Below are 20,367 nucleotides of genomic sequence, written 5' to 3' on the forward strand. Positions count from 1 at the left end.
ACCCAAGACTGCCTCCCAAAAGAAGCCTTGAATCTGATTTGCTCTCAAAAGGGAATCCTTAGAGTCCACACCACCTAAGCCGCAAACATTGCAAAACCATCCGGTTCACCGTGGCGCTTCCTCCGCTCGATTCTCCGCAATGGCAGACCTCGTTCCGCGCCTTCCTGTGGGGCGCGCGGTCGATCGGCGCGACCGTGCTGACGCTGGTGCTGTTTGCAACCTATCTCGGCATCGGCGCACTGGCGCATGATAGCGGCTTCTCGCTGGGCTGGACGCTGGCGAGCACCGCGTTCGTCTGGGCAGGGCCTGCGCAGATCATCGTGATCACGACGCTCGGCTCCGGCGCTACCGTGCTGCAATCCGCGATCGCGGTTACCGTCAGCGCGATCAGGCTGTTTCCGATGGTGGTGTCGGTGTTGCCCTTGATGCGCACCGAACAGACCAAACGGCGGCATCTGATCCTGGTGGCGCATCTCACGGCCGTGACGCTGTGGGTCGAATGCTATCGCTTCCTGCCGCAGGTGCCACGTATCAGGCGGATCGCCTTCATCCACGGGCTCGGTTTGGGCTTGGTCTCGGTCTGCCTCATCGCCAACACGATCGGCTACACGCTCGCGGCCAACCTGACGCCGCTGCTCGCCGCTGGCATGCTGATGCTGACGCCGCTTGCGTTCCTGTTCTCGACAGCGCGCAACTGCCGCGAGCTCGCCGACGTCATCGCGCTGGTGCTCGGCCTCTTGCTGTTTCCGCTGGCCGCACTGCTGAACAGCGGCGTCGATATTCTGGTCAGCGGCGTCGTCGCCGGAACGATTGCCTATGCCGTACATCGGGCGCGGGCGGGCACCGTGAGGGCGCGCGCATGAGCAGCTTCATCGGCGACTGGCACGCGCTCGCGATCCTGTTCGTGGCCGGCGTCATCCCCAACCAGATCTGGCGCATGCTCGGCCTGTGGTTCGGCGGCGGCATCGACGAGAACTCGGAACTGCTGGTCTGGGTGAGGGCGGTCGCCACCGCGATCCTCGCCGGTATCATTGCGCAGATCGTGGTGCAGCCACCGGGTGCGCTCGCCAGCGTGCCGGACTGGCTGCGTTACAGTGCCGTCGCCGCGGGCTTTGTGGCGTTCATGCTGGCGCGGAAATCGATCTTCGCCGGCGTGATCGTCGGCGAAGTCGTGATGATCGCAGGCAAATACTGGCTCGGCTGATTGCGGCAAGCGCATTATCCGCTACTCTCGTTCCCCAAGAAGAAAACAACGGGGAAACGGCATGCAGCGGCGCGCATCATCGCTATTCATTGTTGCTCTGACGGCGTTGCTGGTGGCGGCGCTGCCGGCGCGTGCCGCCGACTATCCGACCCGTCCGATCAAGCTCGTGGTGCCCTATGCCGCGGGCGGGCCAACCGATGTGCTCGGCCGCATCGTCGGCGAATATCTCGGGCGCGATCTCAAGCAGGTGGTCGTGGTCGAGAACAAGGCCGGTGCGCAGGGCGCGATCGGCGCCGAGGCCGTGGCGCGCTCCGATCCCGACGGCTACACGCTGTTCGTGACGGCGGCCTCGATCTTCGTGCTCAATCCGCTGCTCTACAAGAAGCTGCCCTACGATCCGGCCAGGGATTTCCGCCTGCTGTCGGTCATCACGGACGCGCCGATGATCATGGAGGTGAATCCGTCCGTTCCGGCAAAGACCATTGCGGAGTTCGTCGCCTACGCCAAGCAGAATCCCGGCAAGCTCAATTTCGGATCAGCCGGCACCGGCGGCACGGTTCATCTCGCCGGCGAGATGTTCAAGCAGATGGCCGGCGTCGAGATGACCCACGTGCCGTACAAGGGCGCCGGACCCGCGCTGCAGGATTTGCTGTCCGGTAACATCCAGCTGATGTTCGATACGCTCGGCACCGCGCTGCCGCCGGTCAAATCAGGCATGCTGCGCGCACTCGGCGTCAGCTCGACCGAGCGGATCGCCGATTTGCCCGACCTGCCGACGATTGCGGAGAGCGGCTACCCTGATTATGCGGTCAGCGTCTGGTATGGTATTGCAGCGCCGTCGAAGGTGCCTGACGAGATCGCCGGCAAGATCAAGGCGAGCCTCGACCGGGCCTTGAACGACGAGGCGTTCCGCGCTTCGCTGGTCAAGATCGGTTTCCCGCCGCTGCGCGCGAAGAGCCGGGCCGAGATCGACAAGTTCGTGGATACCGATCGCGCGCGATGGGCTGATGTGGTCAAGGCGCTGAATCTATCATTGGATTGAAACATGGTACGTGAAATGGAATTGCGCCAGGGCGAGGTCGCCGTCGACATGCCGCCGGCGCGCGATGCCGCCCTCGTCTTCATCGGCCGCATTCGCACGCCCTGGACCTCGCGGCTGGCGACGCCGCGGCAGGGGCGGCATGACGGCCCGGTGTGCCGGCTCGAGATTTTCGAGCCCTGGGTCGCCGCGATCAAAGGCGTCGATTTCTACTCGAACCTCGAAGTGCTGTACTGGCTGCACCAGTCGCGCCGCGACATCGTGCTGCAAAGCCCGAAGAACAACGGCAACACCCGCGGCACCTTCTCGCTGCGCTCGCCGGTGCGCCCCAACCCGATCGGGACCTCGATCGTCAAGCTGGTCGGCGTCGAGGGCAACGTCATCCTGGTGCGCGGCCTCGACTGCCTCGACGAGACGCCGCTGATCGACGTCAAGCCGGATCGCTGCGAATTCACTCCGCTGGCTCCGCCGCAGGCCGGGGATTTCGAGACGGAGTAGGCCGTCATTCCGGGGCGATGCGAAGCATCGAACCCGGAATCTCGAGATTCCGGGTCTGGTCCTGCGGACCATCCCGGAATGACGCCTTCGGCGTCACTTCAGCGCCGCAACCAGCTTCGCCGCGTGAGCCTCCAGCACCTTGCCGTCTTCCTTGTGGCTTGCGGGCGGCAACAGCGCGACGCCGTTCTGGCGCGGCATCACGTGCATGTGGAGATGGAAGACGACCTGGCCGCCGGCGGGCTCGTTGAATTGCTGCACGGTGATGCCGTCGGCTTCGAAAGCTCTCATTCCGGCGGCGGCGATCTTGTGGGCGGCACGCGCGACATGGGCGTAATCGTCCGGCGTGACGTCGAGGATGTTGCGGGCAGGGGCCTTCGGGATCACAAGCGTGTGCCCGGGCGAGCGCGGCATGATGTCGAGGAAGGCGAGCACGTGCTCGTTCTCATAGACCTTGTAGGACGGAAACTCGCCGCGCAGGATTTTTGCGAAGGGGTTGTTGTTGTCGTAGGCGGGCATGGCGGCGGCTCCTCAATTTTATGGCGCTAGAGCCGATTCCGTTCCGATTGAATCGGAACGGGGCTCTAGACTCTTGTTCGACGCGTTTTCTTCACGCGAACCGGTATCCACTTCGCTCGAAAACGCTGCAATGTCTAGGTCGCGGCCGAAACGTCAAGCGTCGTCGTCGACGGTCTTCCGGAACGGGCCGGCCTCGGCAAGCTCGCGGCCGACCTCGGCGACATAGTCGCGCTCGCGTTTGAGGTAATCGGCAATCGCCCGGCGCAGCCCGGGGTCGGCGATGAAGTGCGCCGAGTAAGTGGTTTGCGGCAGGTAGCCGCGCGCCAGCTTGTGCTCGCCCTGCGCGCCGGCCTCGACCACCTTGAGCCCGCGCTGAACCGCGAAATCGATCGCCTGGTAGTAGCAGACCTCGAAATGCAGGAACGGATGATGCTCGATCGCGCCCCAGTTGCGGCCGAACAGCGTGTCCGAGCCGATGAAGTTGATGGCGCCCGCGATCCAGCGGCCGTTGCGCTTGGCCATGACCAGCAGAACGTCGCGGGCCATGCTCCCGCCGATCAGCGAGAAGAACTCTCGAGTGAGATACGGCCGGCCCCATTTGCGCGAGCCGGTCTCCATGTAGAACTCGAAGAAAGCATCCCAGGCGTCCTCGGTGATATCGGAGCCGGTCAGCCAGTGGATTGATATCCCGGCAGCAAGAGCCTCGCGGCGCTCGCGCTTGATGCCCTTGCGATGGCGCGAGTTCAGCGAGCCCAGAAAATCGTCGAAGGTCTTGTAGTCTTGATTGTGCCAGTGGAACTGCTGGTCGGTCCGCTGCAGGAAGCCGTGCGCGCCGAGGAACCTTGCCTCGTCCTCGCGGGCGAACGTCACATGCACCGAGGAGGCCTCGGTGGCGTTGCAGAGCGCCCGCAGGCCCCGCGCCAGCGCGGAGCCGATCACCTCGCGGTCGACCCCGTCGCGGATCAGAAGCCGCGGCCCGGTCGCGGGCGTGAAGGGAACGGAGACCTGCAGCTTCGGATAGTAGCTGCCGCCGGCGCGGTGATACGCCTCTGCCCAGCCGCGATCGAACACGTATTCGCCCTGCGAGTGCGATTTCAGATAGCAGGGCACGACGCCGACGATGCGGCCATCGAGTTTCGCCACCAGATGCCGCGGGCCCCAGCCGGTGCGCGGGCAGGCTGAACTAGAGGCTTCCGCGGCGGCGAAAAAGGCGTGGGAAACGAACGGGTTATAGCTCGAACTTGCGGCGGTCTGGCAATCGCCTGCGGCGGCGGGCGAAGCCAGCGTGTCGAGGGTGTGAATGCTGTCCGCGTCCGCCTTCGGATTGGCACAGGCGTCCCACTCGGCGGCCGGAATGCCGCCGATGTCAGCCACAGCCTCTAGGGTGATTTCAGAAGACGCCATCGAGAGTGAAGACCGGTGCCTCTTTTGAGCATGATCTTTCCGGAACAGCTGGCTCAACTTCCGGATCATGCTCCATCGCAGATGACGGCCAACTCCCGACAACATCGTGCGTCGCAGCGACGAGTTCAAGACTGCAAGGGGCATGTCTGTGGCATGTCAGGTTCCCGGCACAAAGCCTTCGAAGATCATCTGGTCGGCGTAGCGGGCGGCGCGCTCGCGCTGTTCCGCCGTTCGCACCGTCCAGGCCAGCAGCGGACACCCGAACACGTTACGGGCGATCCAGGGCGCCGGCGCCGGCAGCTGGTTGACCCAGAAGGCAACGAAATGCGGCTCGGTCCTGAGGCCGTGGCGAAGATACAGCATGCCGTCGCGCTGGGCCGGCGTCAGCTTGGTCCATGAGCTGTCGTCGTAAGTGCGCTGGGCGGTGATGCCGCGCGGCAAATTGGGCATCGCCTCGCGCAGCGCCAGCACCTGGTCCGGATCGAAGGACATGCCGACAACGGGGCCGGAGTAGGACGACAGCACCTCGGCCATCCGGGCTACGAGCTTGCGGTCGCCGTCGAAATGGCTCTTCACCTCGACCACCAGGGGGACGCGGCCGGCGACCAGCGCGCAGAGATCACCGAGCGTCATCATCTGCTCGGAGGTGTCCTTGAACTTGACGGCCTTCAGCTCGGCCGTCGTCTTGGTCGCCAGCAGGCCCGATCCTTCGGTAAGCCGGCCGAGCGCATCGTCGTGATGCACCATGGCCTCGCCGTCGGCAGTGAGCTGGATGTCGCACTCGATGGCGAAGTTGCCGGCGACCGCGGCGGTGGCCGCGGCCGGCATGTTCTCGATGACACCGCGTGCGGCATCATGCAGGCCGCGATGGGCGACCGGCCGTTTCGTCAGCCAATCAGGGGCGCGCATCGATCAGGCGACTTCGAACACGCCTTCGACTTCGACCGCGGCGTCGGCGGGCAGCGAGGCGACGCCGACGGTGGTGCGAGCATGGCGGCCCTTGTCGCCGAAGGCCGCGACCATCAGGTCGGAGGCGCCGTTCAGCACCTTCGGGCCGTCGAAGAAATCAGGTGCGGAGTTGATGAAGCCACCGAGCCGCACCACGCGCACGACCTTGTCGAGATCGCCGAGCGCGGCCTTGATCTGTGCCAAGAGGTTGATCGCACAGCCCTGCGCCGCGGCAACGCCTTGCTCCAGCGTGACGCCGGCCCCGAGCTTGCCCTTGGCGATCAGCTTGCCTTCGGCGTTGAAACAAACCTGGCCGGAGATGAACAGCAGGTTTCCGCTGCGGACGAAGGGGACATAATTTGCGACCGGGGAGGTCGGCTCGGGAAGTGTAATGCCCTGTGACGCCAGTTTCTGTTCGACGGTACCCGCCATCTTTTGTCCCCCAATTGGATTGCACGAAGCCTGAAACGCGGTCAGGGCCAAGTTTGTTTCGATTGTTTCGCGCATCGCGCCGCCGGTTGCAAGCGACGGTCACGTGAGAGCCGGGCGGCCGCGGCGTGCCAAATTGCGCGGAAAGCTGCTGAAAACGCCGGCAATTTCGCTGCGTACATTGCGATTTTGTCAGACTTGCCCCAGTTGCGGCGCAATACCACCGTCATTATTGTGGCGAATCCCTGCCTCGAGGAAAACACATGAACCTTCCGTTTCGGAATCCGTCGCGTGCCCTGGTGCTCACGATCGCCGTTGCCGCAGGATCCGGTCTGGTTCAAGGCTCCGCTGCTGCGGCAAGCGGGCCGTTCCTCGCACACCAGGCGCTGTACGATCTGAGCCTCGTGAAATCGCGCGGCTCCAATTCGGTGAGCGATGCGCGCGGGCGCATCCTCTACAATTTCTCCGGCAGTTCCTGCGAAGGCTACACCTCCGAATTCCGCCAGGTGTCCGAACTCGACAGCGGCGAGGGCAAGGTGACGCTGTCCGACCTGCGTTCCACGTCCTGGGAGGACGCGTCGGGCAAAAGCTACCGCTTCAAGATCGACACGCGGATGAACGACAGCGACTCGTCGCCGGTCGACGGCATCGCCGAGCGGGTCGGCGATCATATCACCGTGAAGCTGACCCAGCCGGTGAAGAAGACGTTCAACATCGACGGCAAGATCGTGTTCCCGACCGAGCAGATCCAGCACATCATCGCCGCCGCCCGTGACGGCAAGTCGGTGCTCGAACAGACCGTCTATGACGGCTCCGACAATGGCGAGAAGGTCTACAACACGCTGACCGTGATCGGCCGCCCGCTCGCGGGTGACCGCGCGCCGTCATCGCCCGATCCGTCGACGGCGAGCGATGCGATGAAGACCATGACGCGCTGGCCGGTCACGGTGAGCTATTATGACAGCGACGCGCGCGCCAAGGATGGTGAGCAGACGCCGGTCTACGCGATGTCGTTCGAGCTCTACGAGAACGGCGTCTCCCGCGCACTGGTACTGGACTACAACGATTTCGTGATCTCCGGCGCGCTCGACAAGTTCGACGTCAGGGATTCCAAGCCCTGCAAATAGGGCTGGCTGTAGCCACACACTCGGTGTCGTCCCGGCGAAAGCCGGGACCCATAACCACCGAAGGTGATTGTTGAGCGGCGTTGGGGCCACAGCCTCTTTCAACAACTCAACCCTGTGGTTATGGGTCCCTGCTTTCGCAGGGACGACAGCGGAGCGAGCCCGCGAGACTGCTCTGGCCGGAACCATCAGACACGAGTACGCTTCCTGAAACACGCGTGTCAGGGAGGCACATCATGAGCAAGCTCGATCATCTTCGCCCCAGCGGCCTGCATCACAATCCGGCTTACTCCCACGTCGTCGTCGCCTCGGGCGCGCGCACGATCTACATTTCGGGACAAGTGTCCACGGACGAGGAGGGCCGGGTGGTCGGCGCGGGCGATCTTGCCACGCAGACGACCCAGGTGATGCAGAACCTCGGCATGGCACTGAAGTCCGCCGGTGCGACCTATTCCAACATCGTCAAGATCACGACCTTCGTGGTCGGCTACAAGCCGGAGCTGCGCCCGATCATCGGCAAGGCGCGCTCGGCATTCTTCGAGGGCATGGAGCCGCCGGCCTCGACGCTGGTCGGCGTCACCGCGCTCGCGGCCCCGGAATGGCTGATCGAGATCGAGGCGATTGCGGTCGCGGATTGAGGGTTGCGGATCATTCTTCGTCATTGCGAGGAGCGAAGCGACGAAGCAATCCATCGCTCCGCGCGCGCGGATGAATGGATTGCTTCGCTACGCTCGCAATGACGGAGCCGGTTGCCGGGTCAAGCCCGGCCGTGAAGCTGGCGGGACTATTCCGGCTTTCCCGGCCCTTCATACGCAATGCCCCGGATCACGGCGGCATTGCCGAACTTCTTGCGCAGATTGTCCATGGCGCGTTCGGCGTGCGCCGAGCGGCGGTCGAGCATGTCGGAATCGTTGGCCTGCGCGCCCGGGCGCAACGCGCTGACGCCGGCGCCCATCAGGCGGAAGGCGGTGCCGTCGATCTCCTTGACGAGCATCTCGCGCGTCACCGCGAAGATCTTGGCGGCCAATTGGGTCGGGGTCTGGATCGATTGCGAACGGGTGCGCTGGCGGAAGTCCGCGGTCTTCAGCTTCAACGTGATGGTGCAGCCTGAGAGGTCGCTGCTCTTCAGCCGCGCCGAGGTCTTCTCCGACAGCTTCCAGAGCAGTTTTTCCAGGATTGCAAAATCGCGGATGTCGGTCTCGAAGGTGGTTTCGCTCGAGATCGTCTTGGCGCCGCGATCGGGCACCACGCTGCGATCGTCGATGCCGCGCGCCAGCCGCCACAGCCTGCGGCCTTCGCTCGCGAACTGCTTCATCAGTTCGTTCTCGTCGGCGCGCTGCAAATCGGCGATGACGCGGAACCCGCGTTGCACCAGCTTCTCCTGCGTCGCGGGGCCAACGCCATAGATGAAGCCGACCGGCTTGCTGGCGAGCATCTCGCGCGCCTCGTCCTGGTCGAGCGCCGCGAAGCCCCTCGGCTTGTCGAGATCGGAGGCGATCTTGGCGAGGAACTTGTTGCAGGACAGCCCGACCGACACCGTGATGCCGATATCGCGCTCGACGTCGCGGGCGAATTTGGCGAGCACCTTGGCCGGGATCATGCCGTGCACGCGCTGCGTGCCGGAGAGATCGAGGAACGCCTCGTCGATCGACAGCGGCTCGACCAGCGGCGTCAGCGCCTGCATCGCCTGGCGCACCTCGCGCCCGACCCGGACATATTTCGCCATGTCGGGCGGGATCACGGTCGCGTCCGGGCAGAGTTCCAGCGCCTTGAACATCGGCATCGCCGAGCGGACGCCGTAGGTGCGGGCGATGTAGCAGGCGGCCGACACCACGCCGCGCTTGCCGCCGCCGATGATGACGGGGCGGTCGGCGATCTCAGGATTGTCGCGCTTCTCGACGGTGGCGTAGAACGCGTCGCAGTCGATATGGGCCAGCGCGAGCGCCGGCAGAGTGCGGTGACGCACCAGCCGCGGTGAACCGCAATGGCTGCATCGCTTCACCTTGATATCGAGATTGCCGAGGCAGTCCCGGCAGAAACTGAGGGGGCCGTCGGGAGCTGCCGCTGCCGTCGTCACGGCACGTCGCGCTCCCATTTCGGGTCGCCCAGCACCTGGTGGGCGGCGGCGATGTTGGTCGGGTGCAGTTCGGAGGCTGCGGCGAACGCCTTCACGGTGGCATCGTCGCGCATCACGAAATCGAGCACGCTCGCAAGAAATTGAGGATTGGATGCCGCGTTCCGCAGCGTCTCCGGACCGATTCCGGTTTCGGCCAGGAACAAGCCCAGCCGTTCAGGATCGCCGGCAATAAAGCCGAGCGCCTGAATCGCAACGATTTCAGCAACTTCCCGGGGGTTGTGAACAGGCTTTTTCAACGCGCCGGTTTGCCTTTCCGTTAACTTATGGTCTCTATTGAGAGGCCCATCATGCCCGAGTCTTCCGCGTGTGTTCAAGCAACGGAAACCACGCTGCGGAAGTTGGATGTCGGGTTAACGGGTTAGAGCGATTCTGGCGCTAGTTTGAATTCACATTTTCGACGCGTCCCGAGCGCGGTGCGTGAGGTGCCGCAGCCGGGCCCGTCTCCTGGGTTTGGGAGGGACGGGATGGCCAAAACCGTCCTGATCGTGGAGGACAATGAGCTCAACATGAAGCTCTTTCGCGATCTGTTGGAAGCGCATGGCTATCAGACTTCGGGCACCAGCAATGGCTTCGAAGCGCTCGATCTCGTCCGCAAGCTGCGCCCCGACCTCATCCTGATGGATATTCAACTGCCCCAGGTTTCCGGGCTCGAGGTCACGCGCTGGATCAAGGACGATCCTGAGCTGCGCGCGATTCCGGTGGTCGCGGTCACCGCCTTCGCCATGAAGGGCGACGAAGAACGCATCCGCGAAGGCGGCTGCGAAGCCTATTTGTCCAAGCCGATCTCGGTCGGCAAATTTATTGAGACTGTCCGACGCTTTATCGGATAGGGGAGTTGTGGTGCAATGTCCGCGCGTATCCTCGTCGTCGATGACGTTCCGGCGAACGTCAAGCTGTTGGAAGCCCGCCTATCGGCCGAATATTTCGATGTGCTGACCGCTTCCAACGGGACCGAGGCGCTGGAAATCTGCGCGCGCGCGGAATGCGACATCATCCTGCTCGACGTCATGATGCCGGATTTGGACGGCTTCGAGGTCTGCCGCCGCTTGAAGTCGAATCCGGCGACCCATTTCATCCCGGTCGTCATCGTCACCGCGCTCGACAGCCCGGCCGATCGCGTGCGCGGGCTTGAAGCCGGCGCCGACGATTTCCTCACCAAGCCGGTGTCCGACGTCGTGCTGATCGCGCGCGTGCGCTCGCTGACGCGGCTGAAGATGATGACCGATGAGCTGCGCATGCGCGCCATCACCTCGCTCGAGATCGGCATGCAGGCGCCCGAGCGCAGCGCGATCGCGGATCGTGGTACCGGCGGCCGCATCCTCTTGGTCGACGACCGGCCGTCGTCCTACGAGAAGCTGGCGCCGATCCTCTCCGCCGAACATACCGTCGACGTCGAGACCAATCCGTCGGAAGCGCTGTTCCATGCCGCCGAGGGCAATTACGATCTGCTGATCGTGTCGCTCAGCCTCGACAATTTCGACGGCCTGCGGCTGTGCAGCCAGGCCCGCTCGCTGGAGCGGACGCGTCAGGTGCCGATCCTTGCGATCTCGGATGCCGACAACAACACGCGGCTGATGCGCGGGCTCGAGATCGGCGTCAACGACTATCTGCTGCGTCCGGTCGATAAGAACGAGCTGCTGGCGCGGGCGCGCACCCAGATCCGCCGCCGCCGCTACACCGATCATCTGCGCGACAACGTGCAGAACTCGATCGAGATGGCGATCACCGATGCGCTGACCGGCCTCAACAACCGGCGCTACATGGAGAGCCACCTCGCGACCCTTGCGGAGCAGGCCTCGGTCCGCGGCAAGCCGCTGGCGCTGATGATCCTCGACATCGATTACTTCAAGGCGATCAACGACACCTACGGCCACGACGCCGGCGACGACGTGCTGCGCGAATTCGCCGTTCGCATCCGCAAGTCGATCCGCGGCATCGATCTCGCCTGCCGTTATGGCGGCGAGGAGTTCGTGGTCGTGATGCCGGAGACCGATCTGCATGTCGCCGGCATGGTCGCCGAGCGGCTGCGCCGCTCGATCGCGGGCGAGCCCTTTGCCGTCGACAAGGGCGGCAAGCGGATCACGGTCACGATCTCGATCGGTCTCACCACGCTGGAGCGCAAGGGCGAGCCGGTCGCCGACGTGCTCAAGCGCGCCGACACCGCGCTCTATCGCGCCAAGCACGACGGCCGCAACCGGGTGGTCTCCGCGGCGGCCTAACGGCCGCGCTTCACATCATCCACAACATCCGTCGTCATACCCCGCGCATGCGGGGTATCCAGTACGCCGCGGCCTCTCGTTTCAAGCTGAACCGTCTCTGGAATACTGGGTCACCCGCTTTCGCGGGTGACGACAGCATTTGCCGTAAAATGCAGCCTGCTAGCGTCCGCGCTTCACCGCGTCGTAGGCCATCCGCTTGAACTCGAACGAGAACGGATGGACGAACGCCATCTGGCGCTGCGCCATCATCACGCCGGCGATGCCCTTTTTGGGCGAAATCCACCACTGCGTGCCGGCGACGCCGCCCCAGTAGAATTCGCCGGCAGCATCGGGATGATCGATCGGCGAGGGGTTGAGGATCAGGCCGCCGGCCAGTCCATGCGCCTTGCCGGGCTGCTCGCCCATCATCGCGAAGCGGATCCATTGTCCGTCGGGCAATTGGTTGGACATCATCGCCGCAATGGTGTCCGGCTTCAGCAGTGTTGGTCCGCCCGGCAGCAGGCTGCGGATCAATGCGACCATGTCGGGCAGCGTCGACACCAGGCCGCCGCCGCCATTGAGCCGTGCGACCGGACGCAGATAGGCGCCGGGGAAGGGCGCATTGTCGGTGCGGGTGAGGCCCGGCTTCATCGGCTCCATCAGATCGGCGCCCGCGTAATACGCGACCAGGCGCCCCTGATCCTGCTCGGGAACGACGAAACCGGTATCGACCATGCCGAGCGGATCGAGGATGCGCGCCTTGATGAATGCGTCGAAGCGCTGGCCGCTGACCACCTCAACGAGGCGCGCCACCACGTCGATCGCGAGCGAGTATTCCCAGGAGGTGCCCGGCTGACAGATCAGCGGCAGACCGGCCAGCACATCGACCATCTCGGCCAAGGTCGTGTTGGGATTGTGCACGCCACGCTCGTTGAGCGCCTTGAAGATGACGGTGCCGGGATCAAAGAAGCCGTAGCTCAGGCCGGCGCTGTGGCTCAGCAATTGGCGGATCGTGATCGAGCTCCGCGCCGGCTCGGTGTCATCGATCGACGTCGCGCCGGGCCGCAGCACTTTCCGGTTTCCGAGCTGCGGGATGTAGGTCTCGATCGGATCGTCGAGCCGGAAGCGGCCTTCCTCGAACAGCAGCAGCGCCGCGCAGGAGGTGATCAGCTTGGTGTTGGAGAACACCCGAAAGATATGGTCCGTGCGCAGCGGAATCTGCGCTTCCTTGTCGGCCCAGCCGACGCAGGAGACATCGACGAGGTCGCGACCCACCATCACCGCAGACGAGATGCCGGACAGGAGATTGTTGTCGATGTAGCGCTGCATGGCGGCGCGCGCCGGCGCGAAATCGTAGCCGGTGGCCGTCACCTTCAGATCTTCCATGGTCGTTCCCCTGTTGTGCCGCGCCGTTCGCGCGGTCGTCGGCTATCTCGCTTGACGGAATATTCGCTCGGGCCGTCGCGCGTGGTCCGCGCTACCAACCAAACGGAACCTGGTTGCGCAACCGGATTTATCCGCTGCGCTTCTTGTCTGTGGAGCTTGCGACCTTGACCCCGGCATTCGCCAGCAGCACGCGCGCCGCTTCCCTGGCCGCGCGCGCCATCGCCGGATCGTCGCGCACCAGGTCCTGTGCGATCGAGCCGTCGACCAGCAGCGTGAGCTGGGTTGCAAGTCCCTCGGCATCGGCGACGCCGAGCTGGCGGAGCAGATCGCGAAACCAGATCCGGCGGCTCTCCTTGAAGGCAACCGCGATATTTCTGAAGGTACGGTCCTCGTCCTCCGGTCCGAGCTCGGCCACCGCGTTCACGAACGGACAGCCGCGAAAATCCTTCGCCGCGAAGCGCCGCTCAAGCGAATCAAAGGTTGCGAGAATCTGCTCGGCCGGCGGTTTGTCGGAGGGGCGGGGCTGCACGAAGCGGTGCTGCAGATAGGCCTCGATCAGCGCGTCCTTCGAGGGGAAGTGATTGTAGAGCGTACGCTTGCTGATGCCGATCTCGGCCGCGATGGTGTCGACGCCGATGGCGCGAATGCCCCGCAGGTAAAACAGTCTGTCGGCGGTCTCGAGGATCCGCTCTTTCATGGTCTGTTTGGGAGGCGGGGAAGCCATGCGCCGGCCGTGATCCTCTTCGCTTGACAGTAGCGCCTCCCTATAGCCTAATTACACAGGTCTGTGTACCTAAAATAAGCGGGAATCGCAGGCTGCGGCACGCGTGCCGCGCCCCTTTGGGAGAACAAGAACAATGCCCCTGTTGCAGGTCCTGCGTCCCACGCTTCCCATTCTGATCGGCGCCTCCATCATGCTCACGCTGAGCATGGGGCTGCGGCAGAGCCTCGGCATCTTCATGCAGCCGCTGACGCATGACATCGGCATCTCGGTGTCTCATTTCACGCTGGCGCTGGCGGTGCAGAACCTCGCCTGGGGCTTCCTGCAGCCGCTGGCGGGCGCGATGACCGTGCGTTACGGCTTCCGCCCGATCATGGTGGTCGGTGCGCTGGCCTACATCGCGGGCCTCGTGCTGATGACGACTGCGCATGGCCTCGTCAGCATCATGATCGGCGCCGGCGTGCTGATCGGCCTTTCGCTCGCCTGCACCGCGAATGCGATCGCCATGTCGGTCGCGGCGCGCGCGGTGCCTGAGACGGTGCGCTCGACCGTGCTCGGCATGGTCTCGGCCGCGGGCTCACTCGGCGCGCTGTTGTCGGCGCCGATCGGCCAGATGCTCAACGAAGGGTTCGGCTGGCGCGTCGGGCTTGCCGGCTTTGTGGTCCTCTCGGTCTTCATGATTCCGGCAGCCCTGTACGCCGGTCGCGTCGACAGGATTCCGCTGCCGAAGCCGGCGGGCGACGACATCGGCAACGCCACGGCGGCGACCGCGGCGAAGACCGCGTTCGGCAACGCGTCGTTCGTGGTGATGACCTGCGCCTACATGGTCTGCGGCATGCAGCTCGTCTTCCTGACCACGCATCTGCCGTCGTATCTGGCGATCTGCGGGCTCGACCCGATGCTGAGCGCGCAGACGCTCGGCATGATCGGCGGCTTCAACGTGCTAGGCTCGCTGTTCTTCGGCTGGGCCGGCCAGCGCTGGAACAAGCTCGCGCTGCTCGGCGGCATCTACATCCTGCGCTCGCTGGCGCTCGCCTGGTACTTCATGCTGCCGGCAACGCCTGGCTCGACGCTGCTGTTCGGCGCCATCATGGGCTTCCTCTGGATGGGCGTCGGTCCGCTGGTTGCGGGCGCGGTGGCCGAGATGTTCGGGCTGCGCTGGCAAGCGATGATCCAGGGCCTTGCCTTCATGAGCCACCAGGTTGGCAGCTTCCTCGGTGCTTACGGAGGCGGGGTGATCTACGACTCGCTCGGCTCCTACACCATGGCCTGGCGCATTGGTGTCGCGCTCGGGCTTGCCGGCGGCATCATCCAGCTCGCCTTCGCGCTGATTCGGCCGGCGCAGCCGCCGCTGCTCAAGGCCGCTTAAGCCTTCGATCCCGGCAAACCGGCGACTGCCCTATATGAGGGCAGTCGCCGACTGCTGCCTATTTTTCCAGCGGTTACTTGCTGCGAGAACGTGCAGTGGAGCGCGAAGCCGTTCCGCGCTTGGATTGAATTTGCAATGTCTTCAACGGGTTGCTCGGTGCGCGCCGGTGGCACGAATCTTGATTGAATTTGTCTAGAAATCGTGCCGGAAGCCGTTGCAGAGGTTTTCCGGCCTGGGGACCCATGGGAAGGGCTGGCCGCGATGAGGCTAGTCGCCGTCATTCTCCAGCCATCCGCGCACCACGGCCTTCGCCGCGCCGCCGAGCAGGAAGCCGTTGTGCCTCGCGCCCGGCCTGATGCAGCCGCGCCTTCGCTGCATCCCGCCATCCGCCGCACGGCACTTCGAGACATCCCGATAGCCGAGCGCGCGCTGTCTTTCGGCGTTCGCGCTCCGAATGCGCCGCGCCGATTCCGAACACCAGCATTTCTTGTGATGGGAGGACGATGATGGAGTCTGCGACATACACGCGCCCGAAGCTCGTGAGAGTTGTGGTTGCTCTGCTGGGGGTGGCGCTTCTTTGCCTGCTGTTCAGTGACCTTGCGCTGGCAGAGGATGCGGCGGCGCCGCCTGCCTGCGGCGGCAAGATCCTCGAGAAGTGCACGCCGAATTCCGGCGACACTGCCTGGATGCTCACGTCAGTCGCGCTCGTCCTGATGATGACGGTGCCGGGGCTCGGCCTGTTCTACGGCGGCATGGTGCGCAAGAAGAATGTCGGCGACACCGTGATGACCAGTTTCGCCGTGACCTGCCTGGTCACGATCCTGTTCGCCGTCGTCACCTACAGCCTGGCGTTTCGTGCCGGCACGCCGTTTATCGGCGGTCTGGATCGCATGTTCCTCAAGGACATCCTGAGTGACATCGGCAAGGGTGGCATCGGCAATCCCAATCCGCTCGCCGCGACCATTCCTGAGTCCGTCTACATCTGCTTCCAGATGACGTTCGCCATCATAACGCCGGCGCTGATCGCCGGTGCGTTTGCCGAGCGGATGAAGTTCTCGGCGATGCTCTGGTTCATCGGGCTGTGGGCGATCTTCGTCTATGCGCCGATCGCGCACTGGGTCTGGGGACCTGACGGGATCTTCTCGGCGGGCAACGACGCTGCGTATGTCAAGGTTCTCGATTTCGCCGGCGGTACCGTCGTGCATATCAACGCCGGCGTGGCCGGCCTGATGTGCGCGATCATGCTCGGCAAGCGCGTCGAGACGGGGCCGGCGCACAACATGGTGCTGACCTTCATCGGCGCCTCGCTGCTGTGGGTCGGCTGGTTCGGATTCAATGCCGGCTCCGCCGTCACCGCCGGAATGCAGGCGGGCATGGCCATGCTGGTGACGCAGATCGCCACGGCGGTGGCAGGGTTCACCTGGATGCTGGTGGAGTGGGCACTCAAGGGCAAGCCGACGGTCGTCGGCATCTGCTCGGGCGCTGTCGCGGGCCTCGTCGCGATCACGCCGGCCTCCGGTTTCGTCGGGCCTGTCGGCGCCTTCGCGATCGGCATCGCCGCCGGCGTCTGCTGCTACTGGGGATGCACCGGCTTGAAGCGCATGTTCAGCTACGATGACGCGCTGGACTGTTTCGGCGTTCATGCCCTCGGCGGCATCGTCGGGGCACTGCTGACCGGCGTGTTCGCGGTCGAGCAGTATGGTGGAACGGCCGGCGTTCTGGAGGGAAATGCCGGGCAGTTCCTCAATCAATGCATCGGCGTCGCGACTGTTTTCGTGTATGATGCCGTCGTGAGCCTGATCATCCTGTTCGTGATCAATCTCTTCGTCGGGCTTCGCGTGACGCGCGACATCGAGCGCGAAGGGTTGGATCTGGCGCTGCACGGCGAGGTCGTGCAGTAGACTTGGCGGCATTCCGCGCCGGCCGGCGATCGATGCCGGCTGGCACGGATCAAAGCTGTTCGAGGTGATCCGATGAACTGGTTCTATTGGAACACAGCGTGGTCGCTGTTCTTCAGCCTCGTTTGGTTCATGACCATCACACATAATCCGGATGCAGAAATCGCGGATGCGCATCTGCCGGATGAGGCGTTCAAAGGCTAGCTCCGGTAGTAGCGCCACATCCTCAGGAACGTCCGGTGGATCTCGTCGGGCGTCCGGTCGAATGGCTCGAGATTGACGCGGACCACGCCGCGATGGTCCATGCGCCATGGCAAGCGCATCAGCAGCCGATAGGCGGGCCGCTGGCGCCAATCGGCCACCAGCGCGCTGCCGAGTGGCACATTGAGCGCGATCTGTAATTCGTGAACGGTCATCGCGCGCTCTGCGATCTCGACGAGGTCGATCTGCGCGATCGCGCGCCAGCGGATCAGCCCGAAGGCCTGGATGAAGATGCCGTACTGATTGGCCCCGATGGTCGGACGACCGGCCTCGAGCAGGGGGATGTTGTAGTAGGTGAAGCCGGCGGCGGCCGCCGCCAGCGCCAGCCAGTAGATCGCGCCCGTGATCCACGTCGCGGTCAGGAAGACTGCGGCAAGGGCGGCGGTGACATAGACCGGAAAGTAGATGTCCTCGCGGCCGTAGGCGACCGAGTAGCCGCCGACGTTTCCCTCGTCCAAGCCTGCGATCATGTGAGCCCTGCGCCCGGGACGTGCCCGAAAGACATGAGGGACGACACCAGGCCACAAAGCAAAAACGGGGCCGCGAGGGCCCCGTTTGAAACGTCAGAAGCAGACGATCTTACTTGATCTTGGCTTCCTTGAACTCGACGTGCTTGCGCGCGACCGGGTCGTACTTCTTCTTGACCAGCTTGTCGGTCATGGTGCGCGAATTCTTCTTGGCGACGTAATAGAAGCCGGTATCGGCCGTCGACACGAGCTTGACCTTGATGGTGACCGCTTTGGCCATATGCAAATCCTCGAAAATGAAGGGGTATCGGGAGCCGGCCAAATCGGCCCGCGTTTGGCCCGGAAACTAGCCACAAACCGCTCAAAGTCAAGGATTTCCCGGCCGAAATCATCCCGATTCCGGCCCATTAGGCCTCGAAGAACTGGTTTTTCGGCCGCGGCAGGCCCAGATTCTCGCGCAGCGTCCGCCCTTCGTACTCCTTGCGGAAGATTCCGCGCTTCTGCAGTTCCGGGACGACCTTGTCGACGAATTCGAACAGGCCCTGCGGCAGATAGGGGAACATGATGTTGAAGCCGTCGCTGCCACGGCTCGTCAGCCATTCCTCCATCTGGTCGGCGATGGTCTGCGGCGTGCCGACGAAGGCAAGCCCGCCATAGCCGCCGACGCGCTGGGCGAGCTGGCGCACGGTGAGCTTGTCGCGCGCGGCCACATCGACGAGGCGCTGCCGGCCGCTCTTGCTGGCATTGGTTTCCGGGATCGGCGGCAATTGCCCGTCGGGATCGAAGCCGGACGCGTCGGTGCCGAGGATCACCGAGAGCGAGGCGATCGCGCTGTCGTAATGCACGCGGCTGTCGAGTAGCGCGCGCTTCTCCTTGGCTTCCTCGACGCTGTCGCCGACCACGACGAAGGCGCCGGGCAGGATCTTCAGATGCTCGGGATCGCGCCCGATCTTCTCCATGCGGCCCTTGATGTCGGCGTAGAGCTTCTGCCCGTCGGCCAGGCTGCCGCCGCCGGTGAACACGGCTTCCGCCGTCTCGGCCGCAAGCTGCCTGCCGTCGTCGGACGCGCCGGCCTGTACGATCACGGGCCAGCCTTGCACGGGACGGGCGATGTTGAGCGGTCCGCGCACCGAGAGATATTTGCCCTTGTGATTGAGCACATGCATTTTGTCGGGATCAACGAACAGCCCGGACTCGACATCGCGTACGAAGGCGTCATCGGCGAAGGAATCCCAGAGGCCGGTGACGACGTCGTAGAATTCGCGGGCGCGCTTGTAGCGCTCGGCGTGCTCCATGTGATCGTCGAGGCCGAAATTCAGCGCCGCGTCCGGATTTGATGTCGTGACGATATTCCATCCCGCCCGGCCGCCGGAGATGTGATCAAGCGAAGCGAAGCGGCGGGCGACGTGGTAGGGCTCGTCGAAGGTGGTCGAGCCGGTCGCGATCAGGCCGATGTTCTCGGTGACGGCCGAGAGTGCTGACAGCAGCGTGAACGGCTCGAACGAGGTCACGGTGTGGCTGCGCTTGAGCGCATTGATCGGCATGTTGAGCACGGCCAGATGGTCGGCCATGAAGAAGGCGTCGAACTTGCCGGCCTCGAGCTTGCGGATCAGCGTCTTGATGTGGTCGAAGTTGAAATTGGCGTCGGGCCATGCGCCGGGATAGCGCCAGGCGCCGGTGTGGATGCTGATCGGTCGCATGAATGCGCCGAGCTTGAGTTGACGCTTCGCCATTGCCCCGTTCCGTTCTTGATGTCGTTAGCGGAACAGATAGGGAGGCGTTTCGCGGCGCGCCATCCCAACGGCGCCAGAAGATTTTTGCAATTTGAGGCGTCGGCGGAGGATAAGTCCGCAGTCGCCTCACTGTCGTCATTGCGAGGAGCTCGTGACAAAATTGCAAAGCAATTTTGCACAGAAGCGACGAAGCTATCCATAGTTCAGCAAGCGGTGACATGGATTGCTTCGCTTCGCTCGCAATGACGGGGGGCTGGCTTACGCCCCGAGTACGTCCTTCTGCATCTTGCCGCCGTAGAAATGGAAGAACGGCACCGGCGCGTCATGGCGGAGCGGGCCGGTGGCGAGACGGCGGTCGAGCTCGGCGAGCACGTTCTTGGTCATGGCATGCGCGTCCGCGAGCGGCTCGGAGCCGATCTCGACCCAGACGAGCTCAACCAGTTCGGCGTCGGCATGCACCACGCCTTCGACGCGATGTGCGATGGTCGAGGCATCAGCTGTGAAGAAGCGGGTGTCGAAGCGGCGGACGCGGCCGGGTGGGGTGATCGCGCGCGCGATCAGGAACAGGCCGGACGGATCGGGCAATAGGCCAGCGTCAGCGAAAGGCGCCCACGGGCCGTCGAGCTTCGCTGTCTTCTCGACCTTGCGGCCGAGGCAGAGCCCGGTCTCTTCGCAGGCTTCGCGGATCGCGGCATTGGCGAGGGCGCGCGCACGGCCGGGCGTGATCTTCGGGCTGCCCTTCAACAGATTGGCTTCGAGCTCCGGCGTGATCGGGGCGGCGACCGGCACGCGGTTGTCGGCCTTGTCGACGCGGCCGCCGGGAAACACGAACTTGCCGGGCATGAACACGACCTTGTCGTGGCGCTTGCCGACCAGCACCTTCGGCTTGGCGCCGGAGCGGTCGATCAGGATCAGCGTGGCGGCATCCTTCGGCCGGAAATACGCGTGATGATCGGCTTCTTTCTCGCCCTGGTGGACGACGGCGGCAGGGGCGGCGGCTTCAGTCATTTCATCCCTTTCATTTCTTCTTATCGT

Annotated in this window: 23 protein-coding genes; 11 read left to right on the top strand and 12 right to left on the bottom strand. The window is 64.3% G+C overall.

Annotation, left to right across the window (positions count from 1 at the left end):
• The first annotated feature begins 110 nt into the window (after positions 1 to 110).
• The 4 genes from QMZ05_RS18500 to tsaA all read left to right on the top strand — a co-directional run bounded on the left by QMZ05_RS18500 (position 111) and on the right by tsaA (position 2,741).
• Complete coding sequence (locus QMZ05_RS18500; protein WP_353702048.1) at positions 111 to 863, top strand: AzlC family ABC transporter permease; 753 nt, start codon at positions 111 to 113, stop codon at positions 861 to 863.
• Positions 860 to 1,204 carry an AzlD domain-containing protein gene (locus QMZ05_RS18505; protein WP_353702049.1) on the top strand — a complete coding sequence of 115 codons (345 nt, stop codon included), beginning with the start codon at positions 860 to 862 and terminating at the stop codon, positions 1,202 to 1,204. The genes QMZ05_RS18500 and QMZ05_RS18505 overlap by 4 nt, the downstream gene beginning before the upstream one ends.
• 61 nt (positions 1,205 to 1,265) lie before the next feature.
• Complete coding sequence (locus tag QMZ05_RS18510; protein WP_353702050.1) at positions 1,266 to 2,246, top strand: tripartite tricarboxylate transporter substrate binding protein; 981 nt, start codon at positions 1,266 to 1,268, stop codon at positions 2,244 to 2,246.
• 3 nt (positions 2,247 to 2,249) lie between these two features.
• Positions 2,250 to 2,741: a tRNA (N6-threonylcarbamoyladenosine(37)-N6)-methyltransferase TrmO gene (tsaA, locus tag QMZ05_RS18515; protein WP_353702051.1), complete on the top strand. Its 492-nt coding sequence runs from the start codon at positions 2,250 to 2,252 to the stop codon at positions 2,739 to 2,741.
• Positions 2,742 to 2,834: 93 nt separating this feature from the next.
• Here the strand turns inward: tsaA and QMZ05_RS18520 are convergent, their stop codons facing one another.
• The 4 genes from QMZ05_RS18520 to QMZ05_RS18535 form a co-directional block, all read right to left on the bottom strand.
• The gene (locus QMZ05_RS18520) at positions 2,835 to 3,257 is read right to left on the bottom strand and encodes an HIT family protein (RefSeq protein WP_353702052.1); all 423 of its coding nucleotides are present in this window, start codon (positions 3,255 to 3,257) and stop codon (positions 2,835 to 2,837) included.
• Between the two features lie 153 nt (positions 3,258 to 3,410).
• Complete coding sequence (locus QMZ05_RS18525) at positions 3,411 to 4,661, bottom strand: GNAT family N-acetyltransferase (protein ID WP_353702053.1); 1,251 nt, start codon at positions 4,659 to 4,661, stop codon at positions 3,411 to 3,413.
• 156 nt (positions 4,662 to 4,817) lie between these two features.
• Positions 4,818 to 5,570 carry a glycerophosphodiester phosphodiesterase gene (locus tag QMZ05_RS18530; protein ID WP_353702054.1) on the bottom strand — a complete coding sequence of 251 codons (753 nt, stop codon included), beginning with the start codon at positions 5,568 to 5,570 and terminating at the stop codon, positions 4,818 to 4,820.
• 3 nt (positions 5,571 to 5,573) lie between these two features.
• Positions 5,574 to 6,041, bottom strand: coding sequence for a RidA family protein (locus tag QMZ05_RS18535; RefSeq protein ID WP_050425560.1), 468 nt, complete (start codon positions 6,039 to 6,041; stop codon positions 5,574 to 5,576).
• 260 nt (positions 6,042 to 6,301) lie between these two features.
• Here QMZ05_RS18535 and QMZ05_RS18540 point away from each other — a divergent pair, with 260 nt between their 5' ends.
• A complete protein-coding gene (locus tag QMZ05_RS18540; protein ID WP_353702055.1) occupies positions 6,302 to 7,165 on the top strand; it encodes a cell envelope integrity EipB family protein in 864 nt (287 codons plus the stop codon).
• Positions 7,166 to 7,398: 233 nt separating this feature from the next.
• Positions 7,399 to 7,800 (top strand): RidA family protein, encoded by a 402-nt coding sequence (locus tag QMZ05_RS18545; protein WP_353702056.1) that lies wholly within the window; start codon positions 7,399 to 7,401, stop codon positions 7,798 to 7,800.
• Between the two features lie 146 nt (positions 7,801 to 7,946).
• Here QMZ05_RS18545 and QMZ05_RS18550 read toward each other — a convergent pair whose 3' ends face one another.
• Both QMZ05_RS18550 and QMZ05_RS18555 read right to left on the bottom strand, forming a co-directional pair.
• On the bottom strand, positions 7,947 to 9,257 hold the full coding sequence (locus QMZ05_RS18550) for a DNA polymerase IV (protein ID WP_353702057.1): 1,311 nt from the start codon (positions 9,255 to 9,257) through the stop codon (positions 7,947 to 7,949).
• Complete coding sequence (locus QMZ05_RS18555) at positions 9,236 to 9,535, bottom strand: DUF3572 domain-containing protein (protein WP_050425563.1); 300 nt, start codon at positions 9,533 to 9,535, stop codon at positions 9,236 to 9,238. Before QMZ05_RS18555 ends, QMZ05_RS18550 begins: the two co-directional genes overlap by 22 nt.
• Positions 9,536 to 9,763: 228 nt before the next feature.
• Between QMZ05_RS18555 and QMZ05_RS18560 the strand changes: the two genes are divergently transcribed.
• Positions 9,764 to 10,129 (top strand): response regulator, encoded by a 366-nt coding sequence (locus tag QMZ05_RS18560; RefSeq protein ID WP_027538546.1) that lies wholly within the window; start codon positions 9,764 to 9,766, stop codon positions 10,127 to 10,129.
• Positions 10,130 to 10,144: 15 nt separating this feature from the next.
• Complete coding sequence (locus QMZ05_RS18565) at positions 10,145 to 11,518, top strand: PleD family two-component system response regulator (RefSeq protein WP_353702058.1); 1,374 nt, start codon at positions 10,145 to 10,147, stop codon at positions 11,516 to 11,518.
• Positions 11,519 to 11,677: 159 nt separating this feature from the next.
• On the opposite strand, the gene QMZ05_RS18570 is transcribed toward QMZ05_RS18565, so the two are convergent.
• Both QMZ05_RS18570 and QMZ05_RS18575 read right to left on the bottom strand, forming a co-directional pair.
• The gene (locus QMZ05_RS18570) at positions 11,678 to 12,883 is read right to left on the bottom strand and encodes a serine hydrolase domain-containing protein (RefSeq protein ID WP_353702059.1); all 1,206 of its coding nucleotides are present in this window, start codon (positions 12,881 to 12,883) and stop codon (positions 11,678 to 11,680) included.
• Between the two features lie 127 nt (positions 12,884 to 13,010).
• Entirely contained in the window at positions 13,011 to 13,607 is a 597-nt protein-coding gene (locus QMZ05_RS18575) for a TetR/AcrR family transcriptional regulator (RefSeq protein WP_353702060.1), read from the bottom strand.
• A gap of 133 nt (positions 13,608 to 13,740) precedes the next feature.
• Here QMZ05_RS18575 and QMZ05_RS18580 point away from each other — a divergent pair, with 133 nt between their 5' ends.
• The 3 genes from QMZ05_RS18580 (at position 13,741) to QMZ05_RS18590 (ending at position 17,075) form a co-directional block, all read left to right on the top strand.
• Positions 13,741 to 14,973 carry an MFS transporter gene (locus tag QMZ05_RS18580; protein WP_353702061.1) on the top strand — a complete coding sequence of 411 codons (1,233 nt, stop codon included), beginning with the start codon at positions 13,741 to 13,743 and terminating at the stop codon, positions 14,971 to 14,973.
• A 503-nt stretch (positions 14,974 to 15,476) separates the two neighbouring features.
• On the top strand, positions 15,477 to 16,874 hold the full coding sequence (gene amt / locus QMZ05_RS18585) for an ammonium transporter (RefSeq protein ID WP_353702062.1): 1,398 nt from the start codon (positions 15,477 to 15,479) through the stop codon (positions 16,872 to 16,874).
• Positions 16,875 to 16,946: 72 nt separating this feature from the next.
• A complete protein-coding gene (locus QMZ05_RS18590; RefSeq protein WP_021078305.1) occupies positions 16,947 to 17,075 on the top strand; it encodes a hypothetical protein in 129 nt (42 codons plus the stop codon).
• Here QMZ05_RS18590 and QMZ05_RS18595 read toward each other — a convergent pair.
• The 4 genes from QMZ05_RS18595 to QMZ05_RS18610 form a co-directional block, all read right to left on the bottom strand.
• On the bottom strand, positions 17,072 to 17,602 hold the full coding sequence (locus tag QMZ05_RS18595; protein ID WP_353702063.1) for a hypothetical protein: 531 nt from the start codon (positions 17,600 to 17,602) through the stop codon (positions 17,072 to 17,074). The two genes, QMZ05_RS18590 and QMZ05_RS18595, sit on opposite strands and share 4 nt — an antisense overlap.
• Positions 17,603 to 17,711: 109 nt before the next feature.
• Positions 17,712 to 17,879: a 50S ribosomal protein L33 gene (gene rpmG, locus QMZ05_RS18600; protein ID WP_018271988.1), complete on the bottom strand. Its 168-nt coding sequence runs from the start codon at positions 17,877 to 17,879 to the stop codon at positions 17,712 to 17,714.
• A gap of 127 nt (positions 17,880 to 18,006) precedes the next feature.
• A complete protein-coding gene (locus QMZ05_RS18605) occupies positions 18,007 to 19,332 on the bottom strand; it encodes an LLM class flavin-dependent oxidoreductase (RefSeq protein WP_353702064.1) in 1,326 nt (441 codons plus the stop codon).
• Between the two features lie 258 nt (positions 19,333 to 19,590).
• Positions 19,591 to 20,340 (bottom strand): NUDIX domain-containing protein, encoded by a 750-nt coding sequence (locus QMZ05_RS18610; RefSeq protein WP_050627458.1) that lies wholly within the window; start codon positions 20,338 to 20,340, stop codon positions 19,591 to 19,593.
• Between the last annotated feature and the right edge of the window lie 27 nt (positions 20,341 to 20,367).

The organism is Bradyrhizobium sp. INPA03-11B (genome assembly GCF_040446015.1).
Taxonomy (GTDB): Bacteria; Pseudomonadota; Alphaproteobacteria; order Rhizobiales; family Xanthobacteraceae; genus Bradyrhizobium; species Bradyrhizobium macuxiense_A.